The organism is Ruegeria sp. BHSB196, from assembly GCF_059613135.1.
The window spans coordinates 1-11,774 of record NZ_JBXWRY010000067.1; the positions used below are offsets into that span (position 1 = coordinate 1).

Consider the following 11,774-nt stretch of genomic DNA (forward strand, 5'->3'; position numbering starts at 1 on the left):
GCCCGATCGCAAGTACAATCCCGACTATGAGCGCCGGGTTCTGCCGGACGAGCTCTACGTTCCCAAGATCTATTGACCGGATCACGGTGAGGACCGGCGCGCGGATTGGGCGCGCGCCGGTCGGGCCCGGTCAGCAGGCGAAGACGTAGTCGCCGCCCGACAGGTCCGCGAACATGTCCTGAAAATCGCCGTCGTCCAGCCATTTGGCGCGCCGCGGCGCGTCGTTCTGGCGGGCTTCCTCGGCCCAGTCGGTCATCGGGTCGGAAAACCGGTCGGCAAAACCGTCGAAGCGGCTTTCGAACCGATCGGCGAAATTCTCGAACCGGTCCGCTAGGGCGTCGAGTCTGGCCATCTTGCGCGGGCCGATCAGTTCGAACTCGAAATCGAAGTCGAAATCCCGATCCGCGTTGCGCCAGAAATCGCCGAAGCCCTTGAAGACGAACTCCTCGTCGCGACCGCCCTGATCGACGGTTTCGGGTTCGTCCTCTTCCACCGGCAGGTCGGCGCCTGTCGTGACTTCATCACCCATGTCGGGTTCGGGGGCACCGTCATCTTCGGGGGTTTCGACCGGGTTTTCCAGTTCGTCGCCGTTTCCGTCGTGGCCAGTCACGATTTCCTCGGGCTCGGCGATGTCGTCCTCGGCGACGGTCTCGGGCGTTTCAGCGGGATCGTCGTCTTCCTCGAACGCCACGGGCGTGACCGGCGTTTCTTCCTCCTCCACGGGCTGTTCGGCGATCAGGTCGTCCCCGACCGGATCCTGGGGCATCGGCGCCGCGCCGGTATCGGGCTGCAGCGGCGCGCTGGTGCGGGCAAAGTTCTGCGTCACCATGACGGCGTTCCAGCCGTTGAAATCGCCGACCTCGATCCCGATGCCGATCGCGGTGACATCCGGGTTGAGGATGTTGGCCCGGTGACCGGGGCTGTTCATCAGCGAGTTGTGGAGATCGACCACGTCGTCCTCCAGTCCGGGCGCGCCGCGCTCGCTTTGCCAGGCGATGTTCTCGGCCCAGGTCCAGCTGCCGGTGAATTCGAACCCGGCATCCCGCATCCGGTCCCCGGCCGAGGAACCACCCGCGCCGGTATGTGAGAAGATGTCCCGATCCAGCATCCACTGGCTGTGATCCTCGGACGAGTCGTTGAGACGGAGCTCCAGAACCACCGGGTCCAGTCCCCGCGCTGTTCGTTCCGCGTTGATCAGTTCCAGCATCTGCCGCTCGAGGTCGCTTGCAACCGACATGTTTGGCCTCCTGAGGTTTGCAAGGTTTTGTCTTGGCCTTTCTCTAGGCGCGTCTCGCGGCGATCAGAACGGGGGATTTGTCCGGCCCGCGCCAAGCGGCGGATAGCGGCCGGAGCAACGTGATTCCATGGGCGGGAGTCCGCAAGCTCCGGTAGAGTTGCGAGGGTTCCGCAACAACCCGCTCAGGTCGGCGCGGCCCGGGCGCGGGATTCTGCGGATGGTTTCTCGCCATGTTTCTCTCTGAGCGACCTGCGAGTCGTTGCAGGACAAGACGGCCGGGCCGGTTCAGGCAGCCTGAGTCGGGCACAACGACCGGAGACCCGATGGCTGCAAGCGAACCCGCGTCCACCGCCGTCCTGACGGGGCGGGGAGACGCCCGACCGATGGCGGGCGTTCTCTGGCTGCTGCTGGCCACGACCCTGTTTCCGGTGCAGGACGTGATCATCAAGAGCCTGAGCGGCGCCTATGCCGTGCATCAGATCGTGTTCTGGCGGGGCTTGTTCGCCTTGCCGATCGTGGCCGCGATCGCCTGGTACGAGGGCTCGCTCTGGCCCTTGAAATTCGGTCCGATCCCCCTGCAGCTCCTGCGGGCGGGAGCGGCCTTCTGCTCGTACCTGGTCTATTACATGGCGCTGGCGGCCATCGGTCTGGCGGAAACCGCGGCCATCACCTTTTCCACGCCGATCTTCGTCACGGTCCTGGCCACGGTGTTCCTGAGCGAGCGGATCGGAGTCGTTCGCTGGATCGCAGTGGTGCTGGGCCTGGTCGGCGTGGTGGTGATCGTGCAGCCGGGCGCGTCGGTCTTCGAACCCGCCGCGGTGCTCGCCCTGCTGGCGGCGGTGTCCTATGCGGTTGCGATCATCTGCACCCGGCGCATCGGCGACCGCAGCAACGGCGGGACGATGACCCTTGTGTCGGTGGTGTTCTTCATCTGCGCTGGGGGCGTGCTCGGGCTGGTCTTTTCCGGCCTCGATGCCGCTTCGGCGCATCCAAGCGTGGCCTTCCTGTACCGCCACTGGGTCTGGCCGAGCGTCCAGGACTGGCTGCTGTTGCTGGCGCTGGGAGGCATTTCAGGCGTCGGGTTCTTTGCGCTGACCCAAGCCTACCGCCTGGGCGAGGCGAGCGTCGTGACGCCCTTCGAATACACCTATCTGCCGTGGTCGGTGCTGTGGGGCTACGTGATCTTCGGCGCGCTGCCCAGTGCGGCCACCTGGGCCGGGCTGGTGCTGATCGTCGGGGCCGGGCTGCTGATCGTGCTCCGCGAAACCATGCAGGGCCGCCGGATCGTGCGCCGCAAGGGTCTGGGCGTCTTGCGGCAACGCTGAGCGGTCACATCCCGTCGATCAGGTCGAGCATCTCGGGCGGCAGTTGGTCTTCGCGCAGTTCGAACACCTCGCGCTCGCCCTTGTCGCCCTTCACCACGATCCGATAGGTCGTCATGTCGGCGGCGCTTTCGGGCATCTCCGCATCCGAGAGCTTGTGCAGATGCTCGGGCGCAAAGGCGGTGCAGATCTCCTGCGCCAGTTCCGGCGGCTGTGACGCCACATCGACCGTCTTGTTGACGCCGGCGGCTGCAAGCCCGGCAAACCCGCCGCTTGACGTGATTTCGATGATCATCGCGATGCACCCCGATATTGCGCCCGGTGTTCCCATGGGAGTCTACGCCATTCAGACCGGAATGCCCACAAGCCGCCAGGCGCGGCGGAGCATCAGCACTTCGTAGGATCCGACGCCATGTAGGTCGATGGCGGCATCCATGGTCTGCGCCGCCCAGTCGCCGAAGGTCGCCATCGGATTGTTGAGGTTCTGCAAGGCCCGGTACCAGATATGGCCCGGCCGCTCCCACGCATTGCCGCCCAGATACATGCAGTAGAGGTAGAAGGCGTGGTTCGGGATGCCGGAATTGATGTGGACACCGCCATTGTCCGAGGTCGTGTTGACGTAGAAATCCATGTGATAGGGCTGCGGATCCTGTCCCAGAAGCGGATCGGAATAGGCGGTTCCGGGCGCCTTGAGGCTGCGCAGCGCGACGCCGTTGATGTTCGGCCCCAGAATGCCCTTGCCCATCAGCCATTCGGCGGCATAGACATCCTGCCCCATCTGCCGTTGCAGCGTCATCGCGCCGAACACATCCGCAAAGCTTTCGTTCAGCGCCCCCGACTGACCCTGATAGATCAGCCCGCCGGAGAACTGCACGACGCCGTGGGACATTTCGTGCCCGACCACCGACAGTTCGGTGAAGGTCTGGAAGATCTGCCCGTCGCCGTCGCCATAGGCCATCTGATATCCGTTCCAGAACGCGTTGTTGTAGTTGCGCCGGTGATGAACGGTCGCGATCAGCGGCAGGCCCTGACCGTCCAGCGAGTTGCGGCCGAACTCGGTCGAAAAGAGATCAAAGACCTCGCCCGCGCCGTCATAGGCGCGGTCCACCTCGTCGTCGCCGGTCGCCGGATCGCCTTCGCCCCGCACCAGGGTTCCCGGCAGCGCCGCCCGGTTGTCGCCGTCGTGGATGCGGCGGTCGCAGACATGCGCGGCGGTCGCGGTCTGGGCCAGCGCCGTGGTGACGAAGGTGCCGGCCCGCGCTTCGTTCGGCACCATGTGCCCGGAACTGAGCTCGGCGCGTTCCTCGCGCACCGCCTCGTTCTGCTTGAGCATTTCGCGGGCCATCTTCTGGATGCCGCTGTCGCCGCGCATGGCCATGACGCGCAGCATGTGGGGCGGCACGATGCAGTTGATCGGATTGTGTAACATGCACATCGTCAAAATCCCTTGCTGAAAAGCTCAGGATACCACAACTTGCCCGAGTCGTTCAGTCCGCCTGCTCTCCGCCTGCTCTCTTCGCTTTTTGTCGGCAAGAAACGACAAACCCCCGGGCAGGGCCGCGGGGGTCGTCATCTAGTGTCATCCAAAGCTGGAGGAGGTTGGCTCAGAGCAGACCTTCGCGCTGGGCTTTCTTGCGTGCCAGTTTACGGGCACGGCGGATCGCTTCAGCTTTCTCGCGCGCTTTCTTCTCGGACGGTTTCTCGAAATGCTGCTTGAGCTTCATTTCACGGAACACGCCTTCGCGCTGCAGCTTCTTCTTCAGGGCACGAAGCGCCTGATCGACATTGTTGTCGCGAACACTAACCTGCATGTGGTTGTCACCACCTTTCTAAGTTGAGTTGCAAGGAAATTTGCAGGAAGTGGCCGTATAGCAAAGACGGGATAACTTGTCTAGTACTGGGCGGGAACAGGAGGGCTGCCATGACCACGCCATACGAAGACGCAAAAGACCGGCTGCTGGACGCGGCCTTGTCCCATGTTCCGTTCGACGGATGGTCCGAGGCATGCTTTCGCGCCGCCATTGCCGACAGCGGTCTGGACGAGGGGCTGGCGCGCGCGGTCTGCCCGCGCGGGGCGGTGGATCTGGCGCTGGCCTTCCATGCGCGCGGCGATGCCGCGATGCTGGAGCGCCTGGACTCCGCGGACCTGAGCGGCATGAAATTCCGCGACAAGATCGCCGCCGCGGTCCGGTTCCGGTTGGAGGCGGTCGAGGATCGCGAGGCGGTGCGACGCGGCGCCACGCTGTTTTCGTTGCCACCTTACGTCGCGGATGGCGCCAAGGCGATCTGGGGCACCTGCGACCTGATCTGGACCGCCTTGGGGGACACGTCCGAAGACGTGAACTGGTACACCAAGCGCATGACGCTCTCGGGCGTCTATTCCTCGACCCTGTTGTTCTGGCTGGGGGACGACTCGCCCGACCACCGCGCGACCTGGGAGTTTCTGGATCGCCGGATCGAGGGCGTCATGCAGTTCGAGAAGGTGAAGGCGCAGGTCAACAAGAACCCGCTGTTCAAGCCGTTCCTGGCGGTTCCCAACTGGCTGGCGGGTCAGATCAGGGCGCCTTCGCGGTCGTCCGCCGATCTGCCGGGATGGCTCGCGCCCCGCAAATGATCGGGAAACCGTCGCTTGCGGCTTTGCCTTGGCGGGCGCGCCTGCTAGGCAGGGCGCAAAGGAGATAGGCCGATGACCCAGACGATGCGCGCTGTCGAGATCACCCAGCCCGGCGGGCCGGACGTTCTGCAACTGACCGAGCGGCCGGTGCCCCAGCCCGGCCATGCGCAGGTCGTGCTGAAAGTGGCCTATGCCGGGGTGAACCGACCCGACGCGCTGCAGCGCGCCGGGGCTTATGATCCGCCGCCGGGGGCCAGCGACCTGCCGGGGCTGGAGGCCGCGGGCGAGGTGGTCGCGGTCGGGCCGGGGGCCGAAGGGCTGTCGGTCGGCGACAAGGTCTGCGCGCTGTTGCCCGGTGGCGGCTACGCCGAATACGTGGCCACCCCCGCCGCGCATTGCCTGCCGGTGCCGGACGGCATGGGGATGAAAGAGGCCGCGTGCCTGCCCGAGACCTTCTTCACCGTCTGGTCCAACGTGTTCACCCGTGGCGGTCTGAAGGCCGGGGAAAGGTTCCTGGTGCATGGCGGCTCCAGCGGGATCGGCACGACCGCGATCCAGCTCGCCAATGCCTTTGGCGCACGCGTCTTCGCGACCGCCGGTTCGGACGAGAAATGCACCGCCTGCGTCGCGCTGGGTGCCGAGCGGGCGATCAACTACAAGGACGAGGATTTCGTCACGGTGATGCGCGACGAGGGCGGGGCCAACCTGATCCTCGACATGGTCGGCGGCGACTACATCCCGCGCAACGTCAAGGCGCTGGCCGAGGACGGGCGGCTGGTTCAGATCGCCTTCCTGCAGGGGCCGGTGGTCGAGTTTAACTTTGCGCTGATGATGGTCAAGCGGCTGACGCTGACCGGCAGCACCCTGCGCCCGCAAAGCGATCTGGCCAAGGCGCAGATCGCGCGGGATCTGCGCGAAGCGGTCTGGCCGCTGCTCGACGCGGGAAAGGTCGCACCGGTGATGGACAGCGAATTCGATCTGGCCGACGCCGCGGCCGCCCATGCGCGCATGGAGAGTTCGGGGCATATCGGCAAGATCGTCCTCAAGGTCTCCGGCTGACGCGGCCTCAACGGTCAGACGATCGCGCGGCGATAGAGGTGCCAGGTCGCGTGCCCCAGCAGGGGCATCACGAAGATCAGCCCCAGCAGCAGCGGGATCGACCCGATCACCAGAAGCACGGCGACGATGAAACCCCAGGTCAGGATCACGACCGGGTTTTCGCGCAGGACGCGCACGGACGTGACCACCGCCACCGGAACTCCCACCTTGCGGTCGAGCAGCAGCGGAAAGCTTACGACGCTGATCGCCAGCGCGACCAGCGCGAAGAAGAAGCCGACCGTGGTGCCGATCAGGATCATGCTCCAGCCCGGGCTGGTGGTGAAGGTGTCGCGCAGAAACGCGCCGACCGAAGCGGGCGTTTCCGGCCCCAGCGTGTGCACATAGATGGCCTGCGCCGTCATCAGCCAGACCAGAAACAGCATCGTCAGGTAGAAGCCGAGCGCCAGGATCGCGCCGAAGGACGGCGAGCGGAAGACGCCGAAGGCGTCCAGCCAATGCACTTCGTCTCCCATTTCGCGCCGCCGGCTGATCTCATAAAGGCCCACCGCGGCGACCGGGCCGAGGATCGCGAACCCCGCGACCAGCGGCGCCAGCAGCGGCACCATGTCCCGGTGCAGACCCAGACCGAACAGGACGATGCCGGCCAGCGGATAGATCACCGCGATGAAGATGGCGTCGGCACGGGTGGCGAGAAAGTCCTCGTACCCGGCGCGCAGCGCGGCTTTCAGATCCTGCATGGTCAGTGTCTGCACCTCGGGCAGATGCTTGGTGTCCGCACTGCCAATCTGGCCGACACTCTCGGTCAGATGATCGCCGGTGGCGCCCAGATTCCGGGCGGCCCAGCTGATCGGGTTTCCGATTGTTTTTGCCATGATCATCCCTTTCCTTGGCGGATATGCGCCGCGGAGGATCCGGCAGTTTACAGGCCATTGGCCGGATCGACCGGCAACGCCCAAGTACAGTGTATCACAAAGAAACCCGGCCGCGAATCACCTCTCTGCGATGGAAGGATTGCCCGATTTCGCTGGCATGCTAGCCTGTTGCCGAACCGGAGGAGAACGACATGAGCCAAACCGCACGCACCGTGGTCATCCATGAAACCGGGGGACCGGAGGTTCTGAGACTCGAAGACCGGCCCCTGGGCGAGCCCGGACCGGGTGAGATCCGGATCCGGCACCATGCCTGCGGGCTGAATTTCATCGACGTCTACCAGCGCACCGGCCTTTACCCGCTGAGCTTGCCGCACGCGCTGGGCATGGAAGCCGCGGGCGTGGTCGAGGCTGTGGGCGAGGGCGTTACACATCTGGAGCCGGGTCAGCGCGCGGCCTATGCCGCCGCCCCCTCGGGCGCCTATTGCGAAGCGCGGGTGATGCCCGCGGCGCAGGTCTGCCCGCTGCCCGACGACATTTCGTTCGACCAGGCGGCGGCCATGATGCTCAAGGGCATGACGGTCGAATACCTGTTTCACCGCACCACCCCGCTCAAGCGCGGCGACACCGTGCTGTTCCACGCCGCGGCGGGTGGGGTCGGCCTGATTGCGTGCCAATGGGCCAAGTCCGAAGGCATCACCCTGATCGGCACCGCCGGCACCGACGACAAGTGCAGGCTGGCGCGGTTCAACGGCGCCACCCAGTGCATCAACTACCGCACCGAGAACTTCGTGGACCGGGTGCGCGACCTGACCAACGGGCAGGGTGTGGACGCGGTGATGGACTCGGTCGGAGCGGATACGTTCGAAGGGTCTCTCGACTGCCTCAAGCCGCTTGGCATGATGATCTCGTTCGGCAACGCCTCGGGTCCGGTGCCGCCGTTCAACCTGGGTGTTCTGGCGCAAAAGGGCTCGCTCAAGATCACGCGGCCGACGCTGTTCACGCATATCGCGGATCACGCCGTGTGTCAGGCGATGGCCCGGCGGCTGTTCGGCAAGGTGTCGGGAAACGAGGTCAAGATCCATATCGACCAGCGGTTCACGCTCGACCAGGTGGCCGAGGCGCATCGTGTTCTGGAGGCGCGCCAGACCACGGGCAGCACGATACTGGAGCCTTGATGCCGGCGCCCGCGGGGCCGATCCTCGGTTCCGCTGGCGCGGTGTCGCAAGTGCCGAAACGAATTGAACCGGCGCGGTGGGCGCGCCGGTTCACGAGGTCACCCGCCCGTTCGGGGAGAGACAGGGGCGGGTGAGAAAGCGGCGTCAGCCAAAGACCCGGCCCAGGGCCCCGTCCACGGCATCGGTGATCTGGTCGATGTCGTCGGCGGTTGCGATCAGTGCAGGCGAGAAACACAGCGTGTTGTTCTTGCCCGGAACCGAGCGGTTGGTGACGCCGATGATCACGCCCTGCGCCATGCAGTCGGCCACGACCGCCTGCGCCAGTTTCTCGTCCACCGGCTCTTTCGAGGCACGGTCCGCGACCAGCTCGGCCCCCAGGAACAGGCCCTTGCCGCGCACGTCGCCAATGACCTCGTGCTTCTCCATCAGCGCGTGAAGGTTGCCCATCATGCGCTCGCCCATGGCCGCACAATTGCCCAGCAGGTTTTCATCCTCGATGATCCGCATGTTCTCGATCGCAGCGGCCGGTCCGGCCGTGCAGCCGCCAAAGGTCGAGATGTCGCGGAAATAGTTCAGCGGATCGTCGGCATTGTCCTTGAACATGTCAAAGACTTCTTCGGTGGTCACCATGCAGGCGATCGCCGCATAGCCCGAGGCCACACCCTTGGCCATGGTCACGAAATCGGGCTTGATGCCATATTGCTGATAGCCGAACCAGGTACCGGTGCGGCCCACGCCGCAGACGACCTCATCGATATGCAGGAGGATGTCGTATTTCTTGCAGATCTCCTGCACACGCTGCCAGTAGCCCTCGGGCGCCTCGATCACGCCGCCGCCGGCGGTCACCGGCTCAAGGCACAGCGCGCCTACGGTGTCGGGGCCTTCGCGCAGGATCACGGCTTCGATCTGATCGGCGGCCCATTCGCCAAAGTTCTCTTCGGGTGCGCCGTCCAATTCGTGCTTGCGGTATTCCATGCAGTGCGGAACGCGCACGAAATCCGGCGCAAAAGGGCCGTATTGCGCGTTGCGCTCATCCTGACCGCCCGCCGACATCGCCGCCAGAGTCGAGCCATGATAGTCGCGGTCGCGATACAGGATCTTGGTCTTCTTGCCGCCATACCGCTTGTGCGCGATCTGGCGGACCATCTTGAACGCTTTCTCGTTCGCCTCGGACCCGGAGTTGGTATAATAGACCCGGCTCATGCCTGGCATCTTCTCGATCAGCTTTTCGGCAAAGATCGCGCCGGGGATCGAGCCGGCGGATTGCGCGAAATAGCACAGCTTCATCAGCTGGTCGTAGACCGCCTTGCAGATCGATTCGCGGCCATAGCCCACGTTCACCGTCCACACCCCGCCCGACACGGCGTCCAGATGTTCCTTGCCCTTCTGGTCCCAGACCCGCATGCCCTTGCCCTCGACGATGATGCGTGGGTCATTGGTTTCAAAGGGTTTGTGCTGGATCAGGTGATGCCAGATATGGGCGCGGTCGGCCTCGACCACGCGGGAAAGATCGTTTTCGTTGAACGTGCCGTCCATGACATGTCCTTTCAGAATGAGGTGCCGAACAGGACGAGGCGCATGACCCGCCCGAACGGCGTGTTTTCCATAATTCAGATCATCGCGAAAGGGCGCACTTAGATAGGGCCAGTTCGGGCGATCGCTTATCTCCAGTCCGCCCCAGATCGGTATTACTACGGATTTGTCAGGCTCGCGTCTTTGTGCTCAAACTCTGTCCGAAGACCTGGGAGGAATGGCCGATGACATCACCGAATATATACGAGCGCCATCTGGATCGAAACCGCGCCAATCATGCGCCCCTGTCGCCGCTGAGTTACATCGAACGCACCGCGGCGGTCTATCCCGACTATCCGGCGGTTGTCTACGGTGATCGCCGCTATGGCTGGGCCGAGACCTATACCCGCTGCCGCCGTCTGGCCGGCGCGCTGGCGGCGCGCGGGATCGGGCCGGGCGACACGGTGTCGATCATCGCCGCCAACATCCCGGAAATGTACGAGGCGCATTTCGGCGTGCCGATGACCGGAGCCGTGCTGAACGCGATCAACACGCGGCTCGACGCACCGATCATCGCCTTCATCCTGGACCATGCCGAGGCAAAGGTGCTGCTGGTCGATCCGGAGTTCTCCGGCGTCGCGCGGGATGCGCTGGCGCAGGCGAACCGCCCCGACCTGCTGGTGATCGACATCGAGGATCCGAGCTTTGAGGGCGGCGAGAAGATCGGCGCGCTCACCTATGACGCGCTTCTGGCCGAGGGCGATCCCGAATTCGACTGGTCGCTGCCCGCCGACGAATGGGACGCGATCACGCTGAACTATACCTCGGGCACCACCGGCAACCCCAAGGGCGTGGTCTATCACCATCGCGGCGCGGCACTGAACGCGACCTCGAACATCCTGACCTGGGGGATGCCGCAACACTCGGTCTATCTGTGGACGCTGCCGATGTTCCACTGCAACGGCTGGTGCTTTCCGTGGACCATGGCCGCCAACGCGGGCACCTCGGTCTGCCTGCGCGCGGTGCGGGACGAGCCGATCTATCGCGCCTTCCGCGAGGAGAGAGTCACCCATTTCTGCGGCGCGCCCATCGTGCTGAACATGCTGGCGAATGCGCCGGATCACCTCAAGGATTTCGACCACCAGATCAAGGTGATGACCGCGGGCGCACCGCCGCCCGCGGCAGTGATCGAGAAGATGGAAGCGATGGGCGTGGAGGTGACCCATGTCTATGGCCTGACCGAAACCTACGGCCCGTCGGTCGTCTGCGCCTGGAAGGACGAATGGAACGGCAAGGGGGCCGAGGAACGCGCGGCGCTCAAGGTTCGGCAGGGAGTGAAATACGTGGCGCTCTCGGGCCTGATGGTGGCAGACCCCGAGACGATGCAGCCAGTGCCCGCCGACGGCGAGACCATGGGCGAGATCTTCATGCAGGGCAACATCGTCATGAAGGGCTACCTCAAGAACCCCGAGGCCACCGAGAAGGCGTTCAAGGGCGGCTGGTTCGCGTCGGGCGATCTGGGCGTGATGCATCCGGACGGCTATATCGCGCTCAAGGACCGGTCCAAGGACATCATCATCTCGGGCGGCGAGAACATCTCGTCGGTCGAGGTCGAAGACATCCTCTACAAGCATCCGGCGGTCATGGAAGCGGCGGTCGTGGCGAAACCCGACGAGAAATGGGGCGAAACCCCCTGCGCCTTTGTCGAGCTGAAACCCGGCGCCGAGGCGACCGAGCGCGACCTGATCGCCTTCTGCCGGGACAACATGGCCCATTTCAAGGCGCCCAAGACCGTCGTGTTCGGCGCGCTTCCGAAAACCTCGACCGGCAAGATCCAGAAATTCGTGCTGCGCGAGCAGGCGAGGGCGCTCTGACGGCGCCGCGGTGCGTGGTCAGTCGAAAATCGACAGGTCCAGGGCGAGCATCTCGCCCATCCAGACCGCCCGGTCACGGTGATCGGTCAGATGATCGCCGGTTTCCGGG

12 protein-coding genes are annotated in these 11,774 nt (G+C 64.7%); 5 read left to right on the forward strand and 7 right to left on the reverse strand.

The features are described 5' to 3' along the window. Window positions 1-130 precede the first annotated feature (130 nt). Window positions 131-1,237, reverse strand: coding sequence for a CAP domain-containing protein (locus AC2FNJ_RS19660; protein ID WP_496766700.1), 1,107 nt, complete (start codon window positions 1,235-1,237; stop codon window positions 131-133). Between the two features lie 323 nt (window positions 1,238-1,560). Here AC2FNJ_RS19660 and AC2FNJ_RS19665 point away from each other — a divergent pair, with 323 nt between their 5' ends. After that, window positions 1,561-2,562, forward strand: a complete 1,002-nt coding sequence (locus AC2FNJ_RS19665) for a DMT family transporter (RefSeq protein ID WP_496766701.1) — start codon at window positions 1,561-1,563, stop codon at window positions 2,560-2,562. A gap of 4 nt (window positions 2,563-2,566) precedes the next feature. On the opposite strand, the gene AC2FNJ_RS19670 is transcribed toward AC2FNJ_RS19665, so the two are convergent. From AC2FNJ_RS19670 to rpsU, 3 genes are all read right to left on the reverse strand, one after another. Next, complete coding sequence (locus AC2FNJ_RS19670; protein ID WP_496766703.1) at window positions 2,567-2,854, reverse strand: protealysin inhibitor emfourin; 288 nt, start codon at window positions 2,852-2,854, stop codon at window positions 2,567-2,569. A gap of 51 nt (window positions 2,855-2,905) precedes the next feature. Then, window positions 2,906-3,994 carry a M4 family metallopeptidase gene (locus AC2FNJ_RS19675; RefSeq protein WP_496766704.1) on the reverse strand — a complete coding sequence of 363 codons (1,089 nt, stop codon included), beginning with the start codon at window positions 3,992-3,994 and terminating at the stop codon, window positions 2,906-2,908. Between the two features lie 169 nt (window positions 3,995-4,163). Next, window positions 4,164-4,370, reverse strand: a complete 207-nt coding sequence (gene rpsU / locus AC2FNJ_RS19680; protein ID WP_005614280.1) for a 30S ribosomal protein S21 — start codon at window positions 4,368-4,370, stop codon at window positions 4,164-4,166. Between the two features lie 110 nt (window positions 4,371-4,480). Here rpsU and AC2FNJ_RS19685 point away from each other — a divergent pair, with 110 nt between their 5' ends. Beyond that, entirely contained in the window at window positions 4,481-5,173 is a 693-nt protein-coding gene (locus tag AC2FNJ_RS19685; protein ID WP_496766706.1) for a COQ9 family protein, read from the forward strand. 72 nt (window positions 5,174-5,245) lie between these two features. Continuing rightward, window positions 5,246-6,232: an NAD(P)H-quinone oxidoreductase gene (locus tag AC2FNJ_RS19690; RefSeq protein WP_496766708.1), complete on the forward strand. Its 987-nt coding sequence runs from the start codon at window positions 5,246-5,248 to the stop codon at window positions 6,230-6,232. 14 nt (window positions 6,233-6,246) lie between these two features. Here the strand turns inward: AC2FNJ_RS19690 and AC2FNJ_RS19695 are convergent, their stop codons facing one another. Further along, window positions 6,247-7,104 carry a DUF2189 domain-containing protein gene (locus AC2FNJ_RS19695; RefSeq protein WP_496766710.1) on the reverse strand — a complete coding sequence of 286 codons (858 nt, stop codon included), beginning with the start codon at window positions 7,102-7,104 and terminating at the stop codon, window positions 6,247-6,249. Window positions 7,105-7,295: 191 nt separating this feature from the next. Between AC2FNJ_RS19695 and AC2FNJ_RS19700 the strand changes: the two genes are divergently transcribed. Next, complete coding sequence (locus AC2FNJ_RS19700) at window positions 7,296-8,279, forward strand: quinone oxidoreductase family protein (protein ID WP_496766712.1); 984 nt, start codon at window positions 7,296-7,298, stop codon at window positions 8,277-8,279. A gap of 144 nt (window positions 8,280-8,423) precedes the next feature. On the opposite strand, the gene AC2FNJ_RS19705 is transcribed toward AC2FNJ_RS19700, so the two are convergent. Then, entirely contained in the window at window positions 8,424-9,815 is a 1,392-nt protein-coding gene (locus AC2FNJ_RS19705; RefSeq protein ID WP_496766713.1) for an aminotransferase family protein, read from the reverse strand. Window positions 9,816-10,036: 221 nt separating this feature from the next. Between AC2FNJ_RS19705 and AC2FNJ_RS19710 the strand changes: the two genes are divergently transcribed. Then, window positions 10,037-11,665: an acyl-CoA synthetase gene (locus AC2FNJ_RS19710; protein ID WP_496766714.1), complete on the forward strand. Its 1,629-nt coding sequence runs from the start codon at window positions 10,037-10,039 to the stop codon at window positions 11,663-11,665. Between the two features lie 18 nt (window positions 11,666-11,683). On the opposite strand, the gene AC2FNJ_RS19715 is transcribed toward AC2FNJ_RS19710, so the two are convergent. After that, on the reverse strand, window positions 11,684-11,774 hold a 91-nt coding region (locus AC2FNJ_RS19715; protein ID WP_496766716.1), incomplete at its 5' end, for a DOPA 4,5-dioxygenase family protein.